This window comes from Streptomonospora arabica, from assembly GCF_039531585.1.
Classification (GTDB): domain Bacteria; phylum Actinomycetota; class Actinomycetes; order Streptosporangiales; family Streptosporangiaceae; genus Streptomonospora; species Streptomonospora halophila.
The window spans coordinates 548,217-567,724 of record NZ_BAAAQI010000002.1; the positions used below are offsets into that span (position 1 = coordinate 548,217).

A 19,508-nucleotide genomic window follows, 5' to 3' on the forward strand; every position below is an offset into this window, starting at 1 on the left:
ACCCGAGGGGCAGAGGTGACCGGGTGGAACACGCAGGCAGCGCAGGAGCAGCGATGGCCGGGTCCGGGGCGCAGGGGACGCGGCGTTCGCATGCCGGAGCGGATACCGACGAGCCGCGCGATGGGCGGGGGCGCCCCCTCGGGGTCGCCGACCGGCTGGTGCGCGAGATCGGCGACGGCCACCTGGACCTTCCGCTGCCCGGATTCGGGGACACGTGGCGGCGCTGGGCGGCGCTGCGCGACCTGGGGCGCCGCGACCTGGCTCTGGCGCGCCTGGCGGAGGGGCACTGCGACGCCGTAGCCGTGTTGGCCGAACTCGGCGGCCCGGTTCCCGAGCCGGGCAGCGTGTGGGGGGTGTGGGCGGCCCATCCGCCGGGCCCCGACCTGCACGCGCAGCCGGACGGCGGGGGTTTCGGATGGCGGCTGAGCGGCACTAAGCGGTTCTGCTCCGGAGCGCGGGTATGCACCCACGGACTGGTCAGCGCACTGGTGGGCGACGGGAACCGGCGCCTGTTCGCGGTCCCCACCGACACCGCGGAGGCCGACCCGGAGAGCTGGGCGGCGGGCGGGATGGCGGCCAGCGACACCCTGACGCTCGCCTTCGACGGTGTCCCGGCCGTGCCGGTGGGGCCCGCCGGCGCCTACACGGAGCGTCCGGGCTTCCACCACGGCGGGATCGGCGTCGCGGCGTGCTGGTACGGCGGTGCGCTCGCCGTCGCGCGGCCCCTGGCCGAACGCGTGGCCGCCGACAGGGCGGATCCGCACGCGTGCGCCTACTTCGGCGGCGCCGACCGGGACCTGCACGCCGCCGAGGCCGTGCTCGCCGCGGCGGCCCGCGAGGTCGACGCCGATCCGCGCGACCGGTTCGGCGGCGCCCGGGTCCGGGCCATGCGGGCGCGCGCCGTCGTCGTCGCGGCCTGCGCCGAGGTGCTGCGCAGCACCAGGGAGGCGCTCGGCGCCGGCCCGCTCGCCGCAGACGCGGACTACTCCCGCGCCACCGAGGACCTGGCAGCCTACATCCACCAGCACCACGGCGACCGCGATCTGGCCGAGCTCGGCAGCACCGCGGCGCCCCGCTTCGAGGACGGCAATGCCCGAGTCGCGTGACGGCGCCACGGTCCATCCCATCGACACCGAGGGCACCGGGGAGGCGGTCTGGCAGGCGTGGCCCGGGCTCGACCGCCCGGCGCCCCTGGACCTGTCCGCGGCCGCCGGCGTGGTGGTCGTGGCACCCCACCCCGACGACGAGGTCCTCGGGGTCGGCGGCATGCTCGCCCGGCTCGCCGAGCAGGGGGCCAGGGTGCGCGTCGTCGCCGTCACCGACGGCGAGGGCTCCCACCCAGGCAGCCCGACGCTCTCGCCCGCGCGACTGGCCGAACGCCGCTGGGAGGAGCGGGCACGCGCCCTGCGGTGCCTGGGCGCCGAGGGTGCGGAGGTGGTGCGGCTGGGCCTGCCCGACGGCGGGACCGGTTCCGCACGGGACGCGCTGGCGGGGCGGCTGCGCGAACTGTGCGCGGGTTTCGACGTGTGCGCGGCGCCGTGGCCGGGCGACCTGCACCCCGACCACGACGCCGCGGGCCGGGCCGCGCTCGACGCCGGCGCCGCGATCGGGATGCGGCCACTCCTCTACCCGGTGTGGATGTGGCACTGGGCCTACCCCGGCCACCCCGGCGTGCCCTGGAGGAGGGCCCGCCGGATCGACCTGCCGCCGCGCATCCGGCGCCGCAAGGTGGCGGCGCTGGAGTGCTTCACGACCCAGATCGCGCCGCTGGGCGCGGACCCCGCCGACGCCGCCGTCCTGAAACCGGGGATGCTCGGCCACTTCGGCCGCGACCGCGAGCTGGTGTTCCGGTGAGCGTCGACGGCGGGTACTTCGACGCGATGTACTCCGGCTCCGCGGACCCGTGGGGTTTCGCCACCCGCTGGTACGAGCGCCGCAAGCGCGCGCTGACCCTCGCGTCCCTGCCGCGCGAGCGCTACGGGCGGGTGTTCGAGCCGGGCTGCTCCATAGGCGCGCTGACACAAGGTCTCGCCGCGCGCTGCGACGCGCTGCTCGCCTGGGAGCGGGTCGCGGTCGCGGCCGAGCGCGCCGAACGCGCCCTGGCCGAGGAGGCCCATGTGCGGGTGCGGCGCGGCAGCGTCCCCTGGGAGTGGCCGGAGGCCTCCTTCGACCTGGTGGTGCTGTCGGAACTGCTGTACTACTTCAGCGACGACGACCTTCGGCACCTGCTGGAGCGGGCCACAGGTTCACTGCTCCCGGGCGGGGACCTGGTCGCGGTTCACTGGCGGCACCCTGCGCCCGACCACGCCCGCTCCGGCGACGACGCGCACCGCGCGCTCGCCGCGCACGGCGGGCTCGCGCCCGTCGCCTCGCACGTCGAGGCGGATTTCCTCATGGACGTCTACACAGCGGGCCCGGGCGACGCGCCGTCACCCGCTCAGCGGGAGGGTCTGGCGTGATCCGCGCGGCGGCCGTGGTCGTTCCGGCCAATGACGAGGCCGCGGCGATCGAGCGCTGTGTGGGTGCCGCCGCCGCGTCCCTCGCGGCGTGCGGCCTCGACGAGCAGCGGCGCCACCTGGTCGTGGTCGCCGACGCGTGCACCGACGCGACGGCCGAACTCTCCCGCCGCGCGGGGGCGCTCGTGGTGGAGACCTCCTATCGCAGCGTCGGAGCGGCGCGGGCGGTCGGCATGCGCGCCGCCCTGGAATGCACGTGCGGGGAGCGGCCCCGCAGCGTGTGGCTGGCCACCACCGACGCCGACAGCACCGTCCCCCGCCACTGGCTGGCCGAGCACCTCCGCTACGCCGACGCCGGATGGGACGCGGTGGCGGGCACGGTCACCGTCGACGACTGGTCGATGCGCCCGCCCGGCCTGGCGACGGCGTTCGCCGAGGCCTACAGCTTCAGCGACCGCGAGCACCCGCACGTGCACGGCGCCAACCTCGGGGTTCGTGCCTCGGCCTACGTCGACTCCGGGGGCTTCGGAGCGCTCCCCCACGCCGAGGACCACGCGCTGGTCACCGCCCTGCACCTCCGCGGCCACAGCATCCGCCGCCCCGCAGACCTGCCGGTGGCCACCTCGGCCCGCGAGGACGCCCGCGCCCCGGGCGGCTTCGCCGACCGGCTGACCGCGCTCGCGCGGGCCCGCTCCGAGTGACGCCGCCGGCGGCGCGCGGCATGCCGCCGGGGATCCGCCGCGGCCGCCGCGGTAATGCCGGGCGCCGGTGCGGCCCACGCCGGAATCGCATTCTACCGCCAAACCCACCAAAACATCATTTTCCTGCTATGCCGACTCCGGCGACAAAAAAGATGAAAAACAGCCAGGAGAACGCATATCCATATTCCAGTCCTCCAAAACAATGACCGAATCGCAGTGCGCCGATTATTTGCCACCTTGTTTTGGGATAACTGGATTGCGCGTTCCGGGATGCTCAGGATCCCGCCCTCAGGAACCGCTCCGTGCCGTCTCCCCTGCGGACGACGGACTCTTGTGGAGGTGACAGTTGGCCCGTTCGGACATCCCCGATACCGCCCACGAACTCGACGACTCCCGTTGCGGCAACCCGGAGAGCCCCGACAGGACCGCCCCCGAATCGACCGTCGCGCTGCGGGGCCGACTGCTGTGGTTCCGCGACGACCCCTTCCTCGTCGCCGGCGAGCACGCTATGCGCTACGAGAGCGACGGCCTCCTCATCTGCGCGGACGGGAGGATCCAGCACTGCGGGCCCTACGAGGACGTCAAGCGGCACCTGCCGCCGAACGTAACCCCCGTCGACCACCGCGACAGGATCATCACGCCCGGTTTCGTCGACACCCATGTGCACTACTCCCAGACCGCGATGATCGGCGCCTTCGGGGAGAAGCTGATCGAGTGGCTGCAGAAGTACGTGTACCCGGAGGAGGCGAAATTCTCCGACCGCTCCTACGCCGCCGAGATCGCACACCTCTTCTGCGACCAGCTGCTGCGGAACGGCACCACCACCGCCCTCGTCTTCTGCACGAGCCACCCGGAATCGGTCGACGCGCTGTTCGAGGAGACCAACCGGCGCGGAATGCGGGTCGCGGCCGGAAAGGTGCTCATGGACCGCAACGCCCCCGAGGAACTGCTCGACCGGTCCCCGGAGGAGGCCTACGAGCAGTCCCGGCGACTGATCGAGCGCTGGCACGAGGCTCCGGGCACCCGCGGCGTCTACGCCGTCACGCCCCGGTTCGCCGTTTCCTGCACCGGGGACCTGCTCCAGACCGCCGGGGAGCTGTGGAAGAGCTCCGAGGGCCTGCTCATGCACACGCACGTCTCGGAGAACCCCGACGAGGTCTACCAGGTGCGCGGGCTCTTCCCGGAGCGGTCGGGCTACCTCGACGTCTACCACCACTACGGCCTGCTCGGCGCTCGCGCGGTGCTGGCGCACGGCGTCCACCTGACGGCCGGCGAGATGGACACCTGCAGCGCCACCGGCGCGGCGATCGCCCACTGCCCCACCTCGAACCTGTTCCTGGGCAGCGGAGGCTTCCAGCTCCGCCATGCCAAGAACCCGCGGCGGCCGATCACCGTGGGCCTGGGCACCGATGTGGGCGGCGGGACGAGCTTCTCGCCCTTGAGCACGATGAACGAGGCGTACAAGGTGGCCGCCCTCGGCGACTACCCCCTCGACGCGGTGCGAATGTTCTACCTGGCCACCCGGGGCGGCGCCGCGGCACTGGGCATGGACGACAGGATCGGTTCCCTGGAGCCCGGCTACGAGGCCGACATCGCCGTTCTCGACCCGAAGGCCACCCCGCTGCTGGCTCGGCGCACCAGGGACAGCCGCGAGATCACCGACGTGCTGTTCGCGCTGTCCATCCTGGGCGGCGACCAGGCCGTGGCGGAGACCTACGTGGCGGGGCGGCTGTCCTACAAGCGCGACACCGAACCCGCTCCGCAGCCGAGGATGACGAACCGCACCCTCGCCTGGAGCCGCTACGACTGGGAGAGCGGCGAGTGGCTGCACGACCGGCACACCTCGTTCGACGGACACCGCGCCCCCGCCGTCGACGCCTACGCCGGCGGCCTCCACTGCCTCTACAACTCCCCGACGGACAAGCTCCAATGGACGACGTTCACCGGGACGGAGTGGAGCGCACCCGTCGCCCTCGGTCCCCAGGGCGGCACCAAACCGGCCGCGGCGGCCTACAGCGGCAAGCTGTACTGCGGCTACGTCTCGTCTACCCGGGCGCCCTACCTGCTCGCCTACGACGCCGAGACCGGCGAGTGGAGCCGCCCCCAGCGCCTCGACACCGCACCCCATAGCAACCAGCCACCGGCCATGGCCGCCTACCACGGACTGCTGTACGTGTTCCTGCGCGACCGCGAGCCCGACGGCCACCTCCACTGGGCCGCCTACGACGCCGAGCTCGACCGGTGGAGCGCGTGGGAGCGGCTCTGGCGGACCGGCTACGATCCGGTGGCCGCGGCGCCCTTCGCCGGGCGGCTGTACGTGATGTACTCCCCCGGCCAGGCGTCGGACGGCCGGTACCGGGACCTGCGATGGACCTCCTACGACTCCGCGAACGGCTCGTGGGAGGAGCACAGGGTCCTGTCCGGCACGATCGACACGGCCCGCCCCGCGCTCGCGCCCTACAACGGGCTGCTGTACGCCTCCGGCAACCAGTGGGTGGGCAACGAGCTGCGCAACTGGACCGCCGAGCTGGGACCCGACGTCCGGGTCTGGACCACCCCGGAGCCGAATCCGCGCATCAACCCGTCCACGATGTACGGGCTGGGACTGACCGCCTACGAGGGGCTGCTCTACGCGGCCCACTTCGCCACCTGAACCGTCGGCGGAGCATCCGTCCCAGCCGGCGCCGCCGCCGCGGCCCGCGGCCGCCGCCGATGCCGATCCCCGCACCGGCGGCGGCCGAAGACAGCGGGGCAGGCCCCGAGCTGCGTCGCCGGGCCGGGGCCTGCTCGCCGCACGAGGGCTCGCGGGGTTCCGCGGCTCGTTCGCGCCGCCGCGGCGGCCGGACCCCTGGCGGGTTCCCGGGCGGTGGGGGACCATGAGGCGCGGAACGTAGGAACCGGGCGGGCACGGGACGGAGCTGAGCGGCGGATGAGGGGGCTGTTGGCCGGCGCGGCGGTGGGCCTGCTCGTCCTGGCCGGATGCGGCGGTGCGCAACCGGGCGACGCCCGGCCCTCGCCGTCGGCCGCGGAGGAGACCTCCCAGGCGCCCGTCCAGGGCGTGGAGCCGACACCGCCGATCGCACTCGACACGGTCTGCGACCTGCTGATCGACCAGTCGGCGATGCCGCACGACGGCGAGCTGGAGTACATCGACGCCAGAGGCGAGTCAGGCGAGTTCTGGGCGGGCTGCCACATCGAGCCGGCCGACTGGCCGGCCGCGCTGGAGTTCGGCCACGCCGCCCGCGACGACCTGGCGCTCCAGTTCGCGAACGAAGCGGCCCTGGGCGTGGCCGGGCACGAACCGTACGAGACGGGCCGACCGGCCGCGGACTACCTGACCGACGCCCGGTCGGACTTCCTCCCGGTGCCTCCGGAAGGCTGGCCGGACGCTGCGGCAGGGCTCGACGGCCTCGAAGAGGGGCACTGGTACGAGTTCGTCTTCGTCGCCGAGCTGCCGCAGTCGTGGATCGAGCACAGGATCCAGTTCTTCGTGCCGGGCTCGGACGGAGGCGACCTGGAGGACTACCGGGAGCCCGCCTACGAGGCGTTCACCGCCTACATGGACGCACTCGCGGCCGAGCTGTGACCGGCCGCCGTTCGCGATCGGCTCGGCGCCGCGGGCCCGCTCCGCCCCCGCCCGCCGGCGAGACCGGCCCCGCGGTGTGCGCGCGCCGACCGGATCGCCGGTGCGCCCCCGCGTGTGCGCGGCGCGGCGGAGTTGCCTACTCTCGGAGTCGACGGATCCCAGCCGAGGGCGGGCTTTCGGACGCGGCCGCGTCGAAGGCCCCGTCGCATGGGATGGCCCTAGACCGCCGACCGAGGCAGGTACCCATGACAGACGGCTTCTCCCGGCCCTCCCCCGCCGAGTCCGACAACCCGGCGCAGCTCGACACCACGGTCGCCCACTCGGCGCGGATCTGGAACTACTGGATGGGCGGCAAGGACCACTACCCGATCGACCGCGAAGTGGGCGACCAGGTGCGCGCCTCCTTCCCGGAGATCGTGGACCTCGCGCGCACCAGCCGCGAGTTCCTGGTCCGCGTCGTGTCCCACCTGGCCGGCGAAGCGGGGATCCGCCAGTTCCTCGACATCGGAACCGGGATGCCCACCGTCAACAACACCCACGAGGTGGCCCAGGGGATCGCGCCGGAGTCCCGGGTGGTCTACGTGGACAACGACCCGCTGGTGCTAGCGCACGCCCGCGCACTGCTCGTCGGCTCCCCGGAGGGCGCCACCGACTACATCGACGCCGACCTGCGCGAGCCCGACACCATCCTGCAGCGCGCCGCCGCGACCCTGGACTTCGACCGGCCCATCGGGCTCATGCTCATGGGAATCCTGGGGCACATCCCCGACGGCGACGTGCTGCCGATCGTGCACCGGCTCGTGGACGCCCTTCCGTCCGGCAGCTACCTGGCGGTCTACGACGGCACCGATACCAGCCCGGCCTACAACGAGGCCGTCGCGCGCGGCAACGAGCAGGGCGCCGTGCCCTACCTGCTGCGCAGCCCGGACGCCATCGCCGCCCGCTTCGACGGTCTTGAGCTGGTCGAACCCGGCGTGGTCCCGTGCCCCCTGTGGCGCCCCGACCCCATCGAAGTCGGCACTCGGCGGGGGATGGACCAGTACGGCGGAGTGGCGCGCAAGCCCTGACAGCGGAGCCCGGGAGCACCGCCCCAGATGCGGAGGGCCGGATGGCGGCGCGACGGCGACACACCATCACCACCCGCGCGCAGTACGCCTGGGTCTGGGTCGTGGTCGTCCTGGCCTTGGGCGTCGTGCTGCTGCACGCGGCCACCGCCCTGAGTCTGCTGCTCGACGGTGAGACCGTCGAGGCCGTTACCTGGCTGCCGATCGTCTCCAACGGGATTCCCGTGGTCTGGGGCACCGCGGTGCTGATCCGCTACCACCGCTCGCCCACGCCCCCGGAACCGGAGGAGACCGAGCCGCCCGCCATCTGGTGGCCGCGCGAGCGGTGAGCGGGCCGCTCGGTCCCGGCCGGACGGCCGGGCGCCGGACCGGTCAGGAATCGAGAAGCGCTGCGCAGCGCCCCTGTCTAGCGTTGTCAGCATGAAGATCGCACTCCAGTACTGCCAGATCACCGTCTCCGATGTGGACGAGTCGCTCGGCTTCTACCGCGACGCGCTCGGCCTGGAACTGCACAAGGACGTGGGGGCCGGCCAGTCCCGCTGGGTCACCCTCGGCAGCCCGGTTCAGCCGGACCTCGAATACGTGCTCTCGGTACCGCACGCCGGCCGCTCCGAGGCCGACGGCGACGCCCTGGGGGAACTGCTCGCCAACGGCGTTCTGCCGATGCTCGTCTTCAGCACCGACGACCTCGACTCGGCTTTCGAGCAGGTGCAGGCGTCGGGCGCCGAAGTCCTGCAAGAGCCCATCGACCGGCCCTGGGGCGTTCGCGACTCCGCGTTTCGCGACCCTTCGGGCAACACGGTGCGGATCCAGCAGCCGATCCGCGCGTAGCGCCCCACTGTTCGAGTGCGTCCCGCGGGCGTACAGGCGCCGCGGGGCGGACGGACCGACCGGAGGTAGTCCCATGGCACGGAACCAGCAGGCAGGAAGCCGCAGCGAGCGCAAGCCCGGAACCCCCGGACCGGTGTCGCGGTGGGTGCAGCAGAAGATGAATGCCCGGATGAGCCGCAAGGTCCGGGGAGGCCGCGGCGCCTTCATGGGCATGGACGTGCTCGTGCTGAACACGGTGGGCCGCCGCAGCGAGCAGCCGCGGGAGACCCCGCTGGCGTGGTTCGCCGATGACGAGGACGGCTGGCTGGTCGTCGCCTCGGGCGGCGGTAGCCGGCACCCCGACTGGCACGCCAACCTGATGGCGCACCCCGAGCGCGCGTCGGTCGAACTGCCCGGCCGCGGCGCCGTACCGGTGGTGCCGCACCGGCTGAGGGGCGCCGACCGCGAGCAGGCGTGGCAGCGCATCACCGAGGCCCAGCCCCGCTACGGCAAGTACCAGGCCAAGTCCGACCGCGAGTACCCGGTCGTCCGGCTCGTCCCCCGCTGACCGCCCGCTCGGCGCGGCCTCCGGCGGGCATCCCGGTCCCGGCGGTCCCGGGGGGCGCGGGAGCGGTGAAGCCCGCGCCGGCCGGGCCGGCGGAGAGCGTTCGAGCAGGCGCCCGGCGCCTGGCCGGGCGATCCGGCCCGCGCTGTGGAGGCGTTCCCGGAGGTCGTTTTCGAGCGCGTCGCCGACCTTGCTGTACCGGACGGCCGCCTGATCGCGCAGCCGGCCGCCCGGTCGGCGGCGCTGACCCCGCAGAGCCGGGACCGCGTCCGCGGCCTGGTCGCCGAGCAGCGCGAACGGGTCCCGAGCCGTACCGCGTCCGGGGCCGGCCCGCGAGCAGGAGCAGCGGCGGCCCCGCCGGACGGCGGGGCGTGGACGCGGCCCGCGCGGACCGCCGCCGAGCGCCGGGTCCGCCACGCCGATCCCCGTGTCCGCGGGCGGTCCCGATCCGCCGATCACCGTTCGTGGGGCTGCGATCACGGATAGACTGGCCGCCCCGGCGGTGCCGCGCCCCCACACGGCACCGGGTTCACACCCCCGACGACGTCAGCGAGCGCCCGTTCCGCTCTCGGCCCCTGAACTCGGAGACCACCGCATGCACGACAGCGACTTCGCCACCTCCGACACGGTCCCGCCTTCTCTCCCGGGGATCGACCTGTCCCGCCCCTCCATCGCGCGGATGTACGACGCCGGTATCGGCGGCAAGGACAACTTCGAGATCGACCGCGAGGCGGCCATCGCACTCGAAGACCTGGTCCCGGGGACCTTCGCCATGGCCCGCGCCAACCGCGACTACCTGTCGCGCGCCGTCGACCACGTCGCGCGCTCGGGCGTGCGCCAGTACATCGACCTCGGCTCCGGCCTGCCGACCATGGAGAACACCCACGAGATCGCGCAGCGCCACCACCCCGGCGCCGGCGTGGTCTACGTCGACAACGACCCGATCGTCCTCGCGCACGGCCGGGCGCTGCTCGCCGAGAACGAGTCGACGACCGTGATCACCTCCGACCTGTGCGACGTCGACCGGGTGCTCGGCGACGCCGACACCGAACGCATCATCGACTTCACCGAGCCGGTCTGCGTCATGCTGGTGTCGCTGCTGCACTGCCTCCCCGACGACAGGGACCCGTTCGGCGTCGTGCGCGCCTACTTCGACCGGCTGGCGCCCGGCTCGTGCCTGGTCTACAGCCACATCGTCTCCGACGACGAGGAGGCCGCTCGGTCCTTCACCGACCGCGTGCACTCCTCCGGCGCCTACTGGGGCCGGGTGCGCACTCCCGACGAGGCGTCCCGGGCGTTCGAGGGGATGCGGCTGGTCTCCCCGTCGCCGAACGGCGACTTCCCCGCGGTCGCCGTCGACTGCTCGACGTGGCGCGTGCCGGGGGTCGAACCCCAGCGCCGCCCGGCCGACGCGGAGGTCCTCATCTGGGAGCACGCCGGGGTCGCCTTCGTCTGACCGCCGCGCGCCGGCGGCCGCGCCGGGGCGGGGGCCCGCGGCGCTCACCCCCGCGCGGCCGCTGCGCCGGGCGGCGAGGGAGCGCGGCATCGGGACGCCGGCACTGCGGCGGGCCGGGCGGCCGAGACGCAGGCCTGCGGCCGCGAACCCGCGGCCGCAGACCGCAGACCGGGGACCGGGAACGACCGTCTGCACACCGCCACCGCGAAATGCCAGGGTCGACGCATGCCACAGGTCCACATCATCGCCAGGTCCGCGTGGGGCGCCCGCGCCCCACGCGATCGGAGCAGCGTCTCGTGGGACGCCCGCACCGAGGTCGTCGTCCACCACTCAGCGGAGCCCGCCATGCAGACGGTCCGCTCCATCCAGGACTTCCACATGGACGGCCGCGGGTGGTCCGACATCGGCTACAACTTCCTCGTCGACGACGCCGGCAGCGCCTACGAAGGGCGCGGATGGCTGGTGGCCGGTGCCCACGCCCTCGGCCACAACACCAGCGGGATCGGCATCTGCTACATCGGCCAGAACGACCCCACCTCCGCCGCGAAGGCCGCCATCCGCGCGCTCTACGACGAGGCGTGCGACCGCGCGGGGCGGCGGCTGGCGGCCAAGGGCCACCGCGACGTCAACAGCACCACCTGCCCCGGCGACCACCTGCACGCCTGGGTCCACGACGGCATGCCCGCAGAGGGGCCCGGAGGAGACCGGATTCCCTGACCGGCCTGCGCACGGGCGAAGGCGAGCACCGGCGGGACCGCCCCGGCGGCCGCGCGGGCTCAGGCGCCGCGCGTGGCGGGCGCGCCGGTCACCCCTCCGGCTGCGCGAACACCAGCCCGTGCCCCGGCGGAGTGTCGCTGGTGCCGCCCGCCGCGCCCACGGACACGCCGGAGGGCCGCGCCAAGGCGCCGAGGTCGGCGAAGGACGCCCGTTCGACGTCCTCGACCATGGACACGGCGGGCACGCACTGCGCCAGCTGGACGGACAGGTCCGGCAGCAGGTGGGGCGCCACGGGGACGCTGAAGGCGGCGGCCAGGTCGGCGATGCGCAGGAACGGGGTGATCCCGCCGACGCGCACGACGTTGGGCTGGGCGACGTCGCAGACGCCGCGCACCAGGGCGTCGCGGAAGGAGCGGACGGTGCGCAGGTTCTCGCCGATCGCGAAGGGGACGGCGGTGGCCGCGCGCAGCCGCGCGTGGGCCTCCAGGTCGTCGGCCGGCAGCGGCTCCTCGATCCAGTACGGGTCGAACCCGGCCAGCGTCCCCATCGCGCGGACGGCGCCGGGCAGGTCCCAGCGCTGGTTGGCGTCGATCATCAGCCGGCCGTGCGGCCCCAGGAGCTCGCGCACGCGGGCGACACGCTCGACGTCGCGTTCGAGGTCGGCCGAGCCCACCTTCATCTTGACGGCACTGTGACCGGCGGCGGTGAACCGGCGCACCTGGTCCAGCAGCTCCTCCAGCCCGCGGTCCAGGTTCACCCCGCTGCCGTAGCAGGGGACGCTGTCGCGGCGGCGGCCGATGAGGTCGACCAGGCTCAGCCCGAGGGCGCGGGCACGCAGGTCCCACAGCGCGATGTCGACCGCGGCGAGGGCCATGGCGCTGATACCGCCGGGGCCGGCCTCGTGCAGGTGCGTGTACAGCTGTTCCCAGCGCGGCGCGGGGGCGGGGTCGCGCCCCACCAGCACCGGCGCGCAGTCGTGCTCCACGACCGCGCGCACCGCCTCACCGCCCACGCGCGGGGTCCAGCCGAACCCGCTGCCCTCGGCTCCGCTGTCCGTGGTGACCGTGACGACGACGAGGTCGTGGTGGGAGACGCCGCCGTCCCAGGTGTCCTGCAGCGGGAACCGCCGCACGGAGGCCTCGACGCCCGCGATGCGCATCAGCGGGCCCCCTCCGCAACGGCCGCGAGCCCGTGCTCCACGAGCCGCTCCAGTTCCGCGGTGTCGGCGGCCGAGGGGTCGACGAAGGGCGCGCGCACCGGGCCGCAGTCGGTGCCGCGAAGCCGCAGGCCGGTCTTGACCAGCGCGACCGCATAGCCCGGCGTGCGGTCGCGGATGGCGGCCAGCGGGCGGTAGAACTCGTCGAGGAGCCGCTCGGCGAGCGGGTCGCCGACGCGCCACGCCCGGTAGAAGGCCGTGGCGACCTCCGGCACGAACGCGAACGCCGCCGAGGAGTACAGGTCGACGCCGATCCCCTGGTAGGCGTGCACCGTCAGTTCGGCGGTCGGCAGCCCGTTGAAGAACAGGAAGTCGCCGCCGACCCGCGCCCGCACGGCCATCACGTTCTGCCGCATGCGGTCGAGGTCGCCGATCCCGTCCTTGATCCCCACGACGTTGGGCAGCGCCGCGACCTCGGCGGCGGACGCGGGGGCGAGCGCCATGGTGGAGCGCTGGTAGACGATCACCGGGAGGTCGGCGGACTCGGCGACCGCCCGGACGTAGTCGACCATCCCCTGCTGCGGTGCACCGACGAGGTAGGGCGGGAGCAGCAGGACGCCGTCGGCTCCGGCGGCGCGGGCCGCCGCGACCTGCTCGACGGCGGTGCCCAGGCTGCCTCCGGCACCGGCGACGACCGGCGCGCGGCCGCCCGCTGCGCCGACGGCTGTGCGCACGACCGCCTCCTGCTCCGCGGTCGACAGTGCGTGGATCTCGCCGGTCCCGCAGGCGGCGAAGACTGCGCCGGGACCGTGGTCCAGCCGGGTTCCGATGTGGTCGGCCAGGGCCGCGTGGTCCACGGCCCCGCTTCGGTCGAACGGCGTGACCGGGAAGAACAGGATGCCGTCCAGTTTCATGTCGCTCCTCGAATCGTGCGGCACGGGCGGGTTCGGTCGGGTTCGGTGGGCCGCATGCGGCGCGGTCGCGGACCGGGCGGGGCGTGCGCCGCCAAGGCGGCGGCCTTCCCGGGGCCTTTTGTACGGTGCGGAAGCGGGCCGCTCAGCGGCGCACCGGCGAGCGCGCCGTCTGCGGCGGCGACGCGCGTCCGCCCGTCGGGCACCGCCTGCTCCCGCCCGACGGACAGGACCGCGGACTCCGCGGCGCCGCGGGCGCCGACGCGGTCGGGCCGGGACACAGCGGCGGCCCCGCGCTCCCAGCGCCCGCGGATCGTGCCGCCGCCCCGCTCGGCGGCGCCCTTCCCGTCCTCCTCCGCCGCAGCGGCGGGCGGTGTCGCATCCGGCACCTCGACTCCGATCATCACCCGCTGTCACACGGCGGCTCTACACTTCGCCGGAAACCGGTTTCCAACCTACTGACCGTGACGTGCGTGTCAACCCCGCACGAGGGCCGCCACGGTGGTGAAGCGGACGGACCGCCGGCGCGCACGGCGTGCCCGCGGCACGCACGCCCTCGGAAGGCGGCGGCCGGAGGAGCGGCCTCCCTGCGCAGAAGCGCGGGTCAGCGGAGCGCGGGCCCGGTGCTCTGGCGGACCTCGAGGCGCGGGGTGAAACACACGTCGGCCGGCGGCGCCTCGCCGCGCAGCATGGCGCCGAGGCGCTGCCACGCCTCGCGCCCCAGGTCCTCCTGCGGTACGGCGACGGTGGTCAGGCGCGGTGCCGTGTAGCGGGACAGCGGGATGTCGTCGAAGCCGACCACGCTGACCTGGTCGGGGACCCGCACACCGATCTCGTCCAGCTTGCCCTGCGCCCCCAGCGCGACCAGGTCGTTGTAGCCGACGATCGCCGTGGCACCCGTCGCCAGGGCCCGGTCGGCGGCTTCGAAGCCGTCCTCGAGCATCGAGCCGCACTCGACGACGTGCAGGGCGAAGCGGCCCTCGGCCGCCGCCTCCAGCGTCTCCCGGCGCTCCCGGTTGGGGACGCTCGCCCGCGGACCCTCCAGGTAGGCGACCCGGCTGTGCCCCAGCCAGCCCAGATGGGCGCACACGGCGCGCACACCCGAGGCGTAGTCGACCGCGACGGTGGGCGCGTCCACGCCCTCGACGTTCCGGTTGACCAGCACGAACGGCTCGATGGTGTGCGCCAGTTCCGCCAGCTCGCGGTCGTGGCTGCGCGGTGAGCACAGCACCAGGCCGTCGGCCCGGAGCCTGCTCTCCTGGGCGAGCACCAGCTCCTCGAGCGGCAGTTCGTGGCTGTCGGTGACCAGCAGCCGGTAGCCGTCCCGCCCGGCGGCCCGGCTGAGGCCGCGCAGGACCGACTGGAACATGGGGTTGCCCAGGTCGGGCACCGTGATCGCGACGAGGCCGGTGCGCCCCCGGGCGAGCCCTTGGGCGACGGCGCTGGGGCGGTAGCCCAGGGACGCCGCCGTCTGCTGGACGCGCCGGGCGAGGTCCGGGGCCACCGTCTCCCGGTTGTTCATGACCCGCGACACCGTCGCCGGCGAGACCCCCGCCGCCCTGGCCACGTCGCGGATGGTGACGGTCTGACCGCGCCGGCGCTGCCCGGCGCCGGTCTCCGCCGGCCCGGCGACGGGTCCTGCGGCCTCGTCCAACGTCGACCCCGATTCCGTCGTGCCGCGCCTTCGCCGCCGCACCCCCCGGGAAACCGATTTCTCCCGCCAGCATACTGGAGGGACCGGCGCCACCGGCGGTGCGCCGAAAGCCCGTCAGCGCCGGCGCCGGGCACCGCCGATGCCGCGGCACACGGCCGGGCACGGCGCCCGCGGCCGGGAGCCCCGACACAGGTGTCCGCAACCGGTCAGGCGCTTGCCCGCCGACGTGCAGGCCCCGACCATCGGGCTGCACCCGCTTGCCCGCTCGCGATGGGAGACGGCGACCATGGAGATCATTGCGGTCCTCCCGGCGTTCCTGGCCGCCGTCGTACTGATCTCGGTTTCGCCGGGACCGGCTATGGCGCTGATCGTCCGGCGGGCCGCACTGCGCGGGTTCGGCGCGAGCGTGGCGACCGTGCTCGGGCTGGAATCGGGGCTCTTCCTGTGGGCGATCGCGGCGAGCCTCGGAGCCGCGGCCCTGGTCGCCGCCTCCGGCACCGCCTACCTCGTACTGCAGATCGCCGGCGCGTCGTTCCTGGCCTTCCTGGGCATCCGCGCATGGGCCTCGGCCGTGCGCTCCCGGCGGGCGGCCGACGACGGCACGGACACCGAACACGGCGGGCCGGGGGAGGCCGGCGGCGCGGCGGCCGACGACCGACGGGCGGCTCCCCGGTTCGCGGCCGCCAAGGCGTTCTCCGAAGGCCTGTTCGTCCAGCTCGCCAACCCCAAGGCGGCGGTCTTCATGTTCGCCTTCTATCCGCAGTTCATCCCGCCGGGCCGGCCGGTGCTCGCCACGACGTCGTTGCTGGCGCTCGTCCAGGTCACCGTGGAGACCGCGATCTACCTGTCGCTGGCCGCGGGCGTGGCGCGGGCGGGGGCCTGGTTCCGGCGCCCCGCGATCCGGCGCCGGCTGGAGGCCGCCACCGGAACCGTGCTGCTGGCGCTCGCCGGGCGGATGCTGCTGACGCCGCGCTGACCGGCCGCCCCCACCGCCGGGCGGTGCCCGGTTGAGGACGCTCTGCCTAGGGTGGGTGCCATGCTGCTGGAGGACTTGGCCGCCGAGACCGCGGCGCTGGCGGACCGGGCCCCGTCGCGGGCGTTCCTCGGCCTGGCCGGCGCGCCGGGAGGGGGCAAGTCGGCGCTGGCGCGGTACCTGGTCGACGAGGTGCGCGCGGAGGTGGGCCCCGACACCGCCGCCTACCTGCCCATGGACGGGTTCCACCTGTCCAACGCCCAGCTGGACCGGCTCGGCCGCCGCGACCGCAAGGGCGCTCCCGACACCTTCGACGTACACGGATACCTGGCGCTGCTGCGGCGCCTGCACGCCGTGGCCGACGCGCCGGTCTACGCACCCGACTTCGACCGCGCCGCCGACGAACCCATCGCCGCCCGCCTGGCCGTCGAGCCGGGCGTCCGGCTGATCGTGACCGAGGGCAACTACCTCGCCGAGGACGCGCCGCTGTGGCGGGAGGTCCGGGCGCTGCTGACCGACCTCTGGTACGTCGAGGCCGACGACGAGACCCGAGAGGCGCGCCTGGTCGAACGCCAGCTCACCGGAGGCCGCAGCCTCGATGAGGCGCGCGCGTGGGTGCGGCGCAGCGACCGCGCCAACGGGGAGCTCGTCAAGGCCACCCGCCGGAACTGCTCCCGCGTCGTCCGCGTGGGCGACGCGGAGCCGCTGCGGCGCAAGGCCACCGGCCCGGGCGGGAGGAGGCCGTCGGAAGGAACCGCCGGCGGACCGGTTGCCGGCTCCTGGCGAGACGGAGCCTAGAGACAGGGTGCGGACCCGCCCGATCCCGCTGCGGCCCCTGTGGAGGCCGCCCGCGCCTGCGGCGCCGAGGCGGGCCCGGGCGTGCAGCGCACCGGGCGTGCGGCCGATGACGGGATGTTTCCTTCTCTTTACATAACGCGTTCTCTGATTTAGAGTCCAGCGAGATTGGGAGCGCTCCCATCGGCGTGGGCGTTCCACTGTCCACGGGGGCCGCTGCAACGACAAAGGACTTCGTGCATGTTCCGAGAATTCTTGCGCCCGATCGCCGGCGCCGCGCTCGTCCTGGCTGCTGCGGTGGCAGCCGGCCCGACTCCCGCTTCGGCCGCCGAGTCGCAGTTCTACGTCAACCCGGACATGGCCTCGGCCCAGTGGGTCCGGGACAACCCCCAGGACTCGCGCGCCGACGTCATCGCCAACCGCATCGCCGACGTCCCGCAGGCCACCTGGTTCACCCGGCACAACCCCGGTGAGGTCCAGGGCCGGGTGGACGCCCTGGTCGGGGCGGCACAGGCGGCCGGGAAGATCCCGATCATGGTCGTCTACAACATCCCCAACCGCGACTGCAGCAACCACAGCGGGGGCGGCGCGCCGGACCACGCCTCCTACCGCAACTGGGTCGACCAGGTCGCCGCCGGGCTGAACGGCCGCCCGGCCACGATCGTGCTGGAGCCGGACGTGCTCTCGCTGATGAGCAACTGCATGGACCAGGGCCAGCAGGGCCAGGTCATGGACTCCATGGCCTACGCGGGCAAGGCGCTCATGGCCGGGTCCTCCCAGGCCCGCGTGTACATGGACGCCGGCCACTCCCAGTGGCACTCGCCCGGCGAGATCGCCTCGCGGCTCAACGGCGCCGACGTCGCCGGCAGCGCACACGGCATCGCCACCAACGTGTCCAACTACAACCGGACCGGCGACGAGGTCTCCTACGCCGAGCAGGTCATCTCCGCCACCGGGCACTCCGGGCTGCGCGCCGTCGTCGACACCAGCCGCAACGGCAACGGCCCGCTGGGCTCGGAGTGGTGCGACCCCGAGGGCCGGGCCATCGGCACCGAGAGCACGACCGACACCGGCAACGCGACGATCGACGCGTTCCTGTGGGTGAAGCTGCCGGGCGAGGCCGACGGCTGCGCCGCCGGAGCCGGCGAGTTCGTCCCCCAGCTCGCCTACGACATGGCGGTGGCCGCGGGCGCCGATCCGGAGCCGGATCCCGACCCCGAGCCCACGCCCGAGCCGGGTGACGGCTGCGAGGCCGAGTACGCAGTCTCCAACGAGTGGTCCAGCGGCTTCCAGGCCAGTGTGACGGTAACGGCGGGCTCCGACATCAGCGGCTGGGAGGTCGCCATCGACTTCCCGGACGGCCAGAGCGTCGAGCAGGCGTGGAACGCCGAGGTCGCGGGCAGCGGCGGCGCCTACACCGCCGAGAACGTGAGCCACAACGGCGGCCTGAGCGCCGGCCAGAGCACCGAGTTCGGTTTCACCGGCACGCACAGCGGCGCCAACGGGGCGCCCGAGCTGACCTGCACGGCGAGCTGACCCGGACGCCGACCGCAGGCAACGGAGACGTCGACCCGGTGGGGAGGGCGCGGACGCGCCCTCCCCACCGGCGGTCGCGGCGCGCCGGGGCTCAGCTCTCCTCGAAGTCCTCGCGGTCGGTGTCGGCCTGCTCCATCGCGTCCTGAAGCTCGGCCTCCATCTCGCGGCGGGTGTCGGGCCCGCGCTCGCCGCGGTCGCGCTCGTCAGGGAGCGCCTGGTCGGTGTCCTCGGTCTTCTTGCCGGACTCTTCGGGCATCGTCATGGGAACTCCTCGGCGATCTACGGCGGCTGCCCGCTACCCGGCCGACCGCGGCTCACACCGGTGCGAGCGCAGCGCACGTCCGCGATCGGCGGGCTCCGCTCCCCGCCCGCATCCCGGTCCTGGTGCGGCCAACGAGTTTGTGTTACAAAGTAGTTGGCACTATAGAACGCGAGATCGGGGAGACAGCGTGATGACAGCAGAGGACGACGGGCGTCCCGCCGAGGACGCGCTGTTCGATCCGGCCGCGTCGCGTGAACTCATCGAGCGGCAGCGCGACACCGCCGAAAGCGAACTGGCCCCGGACTGGCGGCTGCTCTATGCGGTGTGGGGCCTCGCCCTGCTCACCGGCTACGGCTGCCTCTACCTGCAGCGGGCGGTGCTGTCCGGCGTTCATCCCGCGATCGCGGGGGCGGCCATGTTCCTGGCGCTCCTGGCGGCGCTGGTTGTCACGACGCGCCACGACATCCGCCTCAACCGCGGCCTGCGCGGGCCCTCCGCGCTCGCCGGGGCGCGGATCGGATGGGCCTATGTGGCCGGGTTCGCCGTCGTCGGGGTCTGCGCGTGGAGCCTGTACCGCGGCGGTGCGCCCGAGCCGCTGGTCTGGCTCGCGTTCGCCGGACTCTCGCTGCTGGTCATCGGGCTGGTCTCGATGGTCTCGGCCGCCTGGGAGCACGAGCGGCTGCGCTTCGGTCTGGGCGGGTGGATCCTGGCCGCCGACGCGCTGGGGCTGGTCGTCGGGATGCCGCACGCCTACCTCGTGCTCTCCATCGGAGGCGGCGGCGGGTTCCTCGCCGCCGCGGCTCTGCTCACCGTCCGCCGTGCCGCCCGCGCACGGCGGGCGTAGCCGAGTCCGTTGGGGGACCGAC

At 74.1% G+C, this 19,508-nt stretch carries 20 protein-coding genes; 16 read left to right on the forward strand and 4 right to left on the reverse strand.

Translation table 11 applies throughout. The features are described 5' to 3' along the window. Positions 1 to 53 precede the first annotated feature (53 nt). The 12 genes from ABD284_RS05525 (at position 54) to ABD284_RS05580 (ending at position 11,355) form a co-directional block, all read left to right on the forward strand. Complete coding sequence (locus tag ABD284_RS05525; RefSeq protein ID WP_344141311.1) at positions 54 to 1,106, forward strand: acyl-CoA dehydrogenase family protein; 1,053 nt, start codon at positions 54 to 56, stop codon at positions 1,104 to 1,106. After that, positions 1,090 to 1,854: a PIG-L deacetylase family protein gene (locus ABD284_RS05530; protein WP_344141312.1), complete on the forward strand. Its 765-nt coding sequence runs from the start codon at positions 1,090 to 1,092 to the stop codon at positions 1,852 to 1,854. Before ABD284_RS05525 ends, ABD284_RS05530 begins: the two co-directional genes overlap by 17 nt. After that, positions 1,851 to 2,459, forward strand: coding sequence for an SAM-dependent methyltransferase (locus ABD284_RS05535; protein ID WP_344141313.1), 609 nt, complete (start codon positions 1,851 to 1,853; stop codon positions 2,457 to 2,459). The genes ABD284_RS05530 and ABD284_RS05535 overlap by 4 nt, the downstream gene beginning before the upstream one ends. Continuing rightward, complete coding sequence (locus ABD284_RS05540; protein WP_344141314.1) at positions 2,456 to 3,157, forward strand: glycosyltransferase family 2 protein; 702 nt, start codon at positions 2,456 to 2,458, stop codon at positions 3,155 to 3,157. Before ABD284_RS05535 ends, ABD284_RS05540 begins: the two co-directional genes overlap by 4 nt. A 346-nt stretch (positions 3,158 to 3,503) precedes the next feature. Next, on the forward strand, positions 3,504 to 5,810 hold the full coding sequence (gene guaD / locus ABD284_RS05545) for a guanine deaminase (protein ID WP_344141315.1): 2,307 nt from the start codon (positions 3,504 to 3,506) through the stop codon (positions 5,808 to 5,810). A 276-nt stretch (positions 5,811 to 6,086) separates the two neighbouring features. Beyond that, positions 6,087 to 6,743 (forward strand): hypothetical protein, encoded by a 657-nt coding sequence (locus ABD284_RS05550; protein WP_344141317.1) that lies wholly within the window; start codon positions 6,087 to 6,089, stop codon positions 6,741 to 6,743. Between the two features lie 245 nt (positions 6,744 to 6,988). Beyond that, complete coding sequence (locus tag ABD284_RS05555; RefSeq protein ID WP_344141318.1) at positions 6,989 to 7,810, forward strand: SAM-dependent methyltransferase; 822 nt, start codon at positions 6,989 to 6,991, stop codon at positions 7,808 to 7,810. 41 nt (positions 7,811 to 7,851) lie between these two features. Next, the gene (locus tag ABD284_RS05560; protein ID WP_344141319.1) at positions 7,852 to 8,136 is read left to right on the forward strand and encodes a hypothetical protein; all 285 of its coding nucleotides are present in this window, start codon (positions 7,852 to 7,854) and stop codon (positions 8,134 to 8,136) included. Between the two features lie 91 nt (positions 8,137 to 8,227). After that, positions 8,228 to 8,638 (forward strand): VOC family protein, encoded by a 411-nt coding sequence (locus tag ABD284_RS05565; protein ID WP_344141321.1) that lies wholly within the window; start codon positions 8,228 to 8,230, stop codon positions 8,636 to 8,638. A 73-nt stretch (positions 8,639 to 8,711) separates the two neighbouring features. Then, a complete protein-coding gene (locus tag ABD284_RS05570; protein ID WP_344141323.1) occupies positions 8,712 to 9,185 on the forward strand; it encodes a nitroreductase family deazaflavin-dependent oxidoreductase in 474 nt (157 codons plus the stop codon). 592 nt (positions 9,186 to 9,777) lie between these two features. Next, a complete protein-coding gene (locus ABD284_RS05575) occupies positions 9,778 to 10,638 on the forward strand; it encodes an SAM-dependent methyltransferase (RefSeq protein WP_344141324.1) in 861 nt (286 codons plus the stop codon). 225 nt (positions 10,639 to 10,863) lie between these two features. After that, positions 10,864 to 11,355 (forward strand): N-acetylmuramoyl-L-alanine amidase, encoded by a 492-nt coding sequence (locus tag ABD284_RS05580; RefSeq protein WP_344141325.1) that lies wholly within the window; start codon positions 10,864 to 10,866, stop codon positions 11,353 to 11,355. 88 nt (positions 11,356 to 11,443) lie between these two features. On the opposite strand, the gene ABD284_RS05585 is transcribed toward ABD284_RS05580, so the two are convergent. From ABD284_RS05585 to ABD284_RS05595, 3 genes are all read right to left on the reverse strand, one after another. Continuing rightward, a complete protein-coding gene (locus ABD284_RS05585) occupies positions 11,444 to 12,514 on the reverse strand; it encodes a mandelate racemase/muconate lactonizing enzyme family protein (RefSeq protein ID WP_344141326.1) in 1,071 nt (356 codons plus the stop codon). Continuing rightward, on the reverse strand, positions 12,514 to 13,425 hold the full coding sequence (locus tag ABD284_RS05590) for a 5-dehydro-4-deoxyglucarate dehydratase (protein ID WP_344141327.1): 912 nt from the start codon (positions 13,423 to 13,425) through the stop codon (positions 12,514 to 12,516). Before ABD284_RS05590 ends, ABD284_RS05585 begins: the two co-directional genes overlap by 1 nt. A gap of 601 nt (positions 13,426 to 14,026) precedes the next feature. Beyond that, the gene (locus ABD284_RS05595; RefSeq protein WP_344141328.1) at positions 14,027 to 15,076 is read right to left on the reverse strand and encodes a LacI family DNA-binding transcriptional regulator; all 1,050 of its coding nucleotides are present in this window, start codon (positions 15,074 to 15,076) and stop codon (positions 14,027 to 14,029) included. A 286-nt stretch (positions 15,077 to 15,362) separates the two neighbouring features. On the opposite strand from ABD284_RS05595, the gene ABD284_RS05600 reads away from it, so the two are divergent. From ABD284_RS05600 to ABD284_RS05610, 3 genes are all read left to right on the forward strand, one after another. Next, a complete protein-coding gene (locus tag ABD284_RS05600; protein ID WP_344141330.1) occupies positions 15,363 to 16,052 on the forward strand; it encodes a LysE family translocator in 690 nt (229 codons plus the stop codon). Between the two features lie 63 nt (positions 16,053 to 16,115). After that, the gene (locus ABD284_RS05605) at positions 16,116 to 16,847 is read left to right on the forward strand and encodes a nucleoside/nucleotide kinase family protein (RefSeq protein ID WP_344141495.1); all 732 of its coding nucleotides are present in this window, start codon (positions 16,116 to 16,118) and stop codon (positions 16,845 to 16,847) included. Between the two features lie 237 nt (positions 16,848 to 17,084). Then, positions 17,085 to 18,380, forward strand: a complete 1,296-nt coding sequence (locus ABD284_RS05610; RefSeq protein ID WP_344141332.1) for a glycoside hydrolase family 6 protein — start codon at positions 17,085 to 17,087, stop codon at positions 18,378 to 18,380. 91 nt (positions 18,381 to 18,471) lie between these two features. On the opposite strand, the gene ABD284_RS05615 is transcribed toward ABD284_RS05610, so the two are convergent. Then, the gene (locus ABD284_RS05615) at positions 18,472 to 18,642 is read right to left on the reverse strand and encodes a hypothetical protein (protein ID WP_344141334.1); all 171 of its coding nucleotides are present in this window, start codon (positions 18,640 to 18,642) and stop codon (positions 18,472 to 18,474) included. A gap of 190 nt (positions 18,643 to 18,832) precedes the next feature. On the opposite strand from ABD284_RS05615, the gene ABD284_RS05620 reads away from it, so the two are divergent. Further along, positions 18,833 to 19,486, forward strand: coding sequence for a hypothetical protein (locus tag ABD284_RS05620; protein WP_344141335.1), 654 nt, complete (start codon positions 18,833 to 18,835; stop codon positions 19,484 to 19,486). Positions 19,487 to 19,508 lie beyond the last annotated feature (22 nt).

What these genes read in the sequence shown, in the direction of transcription:
- ABD284_RS05525 (WP_344141311.1), top strand. Translation starts at nt 54, where the DNA reads ATGGCCGGGTCCGGGGCGCAGGGGACGCGGCGTTCGCATGCCGGAGCG.
- ABD284_RS05530 (WP_344141312.1), top strand. Translation starts at nt 1,090, where the DNA reads ATGCCCGAGTCGCGTGACGGCGCCACGGTCCATCCCATCGACACCGAG.
- ABD284_RS05550 (WP_344141317.1), top strand. Translation starts at nt 6,087, where the DNA reads ATGAGGGGGCTGTTGGCCGGCGCGGCGGTGGGCCTGCTCGTCCTGGCC.
- ABD284_RS05555 (WP_344141318.1), top strand. Translation starts at nt 6,989, where the DNA reads ATGACAGACGGCTTCTCCCGGCCCTCCCCCGCCGAGTCCGACAACCCG.
- ABD284_RS05560 (WP_344141319.1), top strand. Translation starts at nt 7,852, where the DNA reads ATGGCGGCGCGACGGCGACACACCATCACCACCCGCGCGCAGTACGCC.
- ABD284_RS05565 (WP_344141321.1), top strand. Translation starts at nt 8,228, where the DNA reads ATGAAGATCGCACTCCAGTACTGCCAGATCACCGTCTCCGATGTGGAC.
- ABD284_RS05570 (WP_344141323.1), top strand. Translation starts at nt 8,712, where the DNA reads ATGGCACGGAACCAGCAGGCAGGAAGCCGCAGCGAGCGCAAGCCCGGA.
- ABD284_RS05575 (WP_344141324.1), top strand. Translation starts at nt 9,778, where the DNA reads ATGCACGACAGCGACTTCGCCACCTCCGACACGGTCCCGCCTTCTCTC.
- ABD284_RS05580 (WP_344141325.1), top strand. Translation starts at nt 10,864, where the DNA reads ATGCCACAGGTCCACATCATCGCCAGGTCCGCGTGGGGCGCCCGCGCC.
- ABD284_RS05585 (WP_344141326.1), bottom strand. Translation starts at nt 12,514, where the DNA reads ATGCGCATCGCGGGCGTCGAGGCCTCCGTGCGGCGGTTCCCGCTGCAG.
- ABD284_RS05590 (WP_344141327.1), bottom strand. Translation starts at nt 13,425, where the DNA reads ATGAAACTGGACGGCATCCTGTTCTTCCCGGTCACGCCGTTCGACCGA.
- ABD284_RS05600 (WP_344141330.1), top strand. Translation starts at nt 15,363, where the DNA reads ATGGAGATCATTGCGGTCCTCCCGGCGTTCCTGGCCGCCGTCGTACTG.
- ABD284_RS05610 (WP_344141332.1), top strand. Translation starts at nt 17,085, where the DNA reads ATGTTCCGAGAATTCTTGCGCCCGATCGCCGGCGCCGCGCTCGTCCTG.
- ABD284_RS05615 (WP_344141334.1), bottom strand. Translation starts at nt 18,642, where the DNA reads ATGACGATGCCCGAAGAGTCCGGCAAGAAGACCGAGGACACCGACCAG.
- ABD284_RS05620 (WP_344141335.1), top strand. Translation starts at nt 18,833, where the DNA reads ATGACAGCAGAGGACGACGGGCGTCCCGCCGAGGACGCGCTGTTCGAT.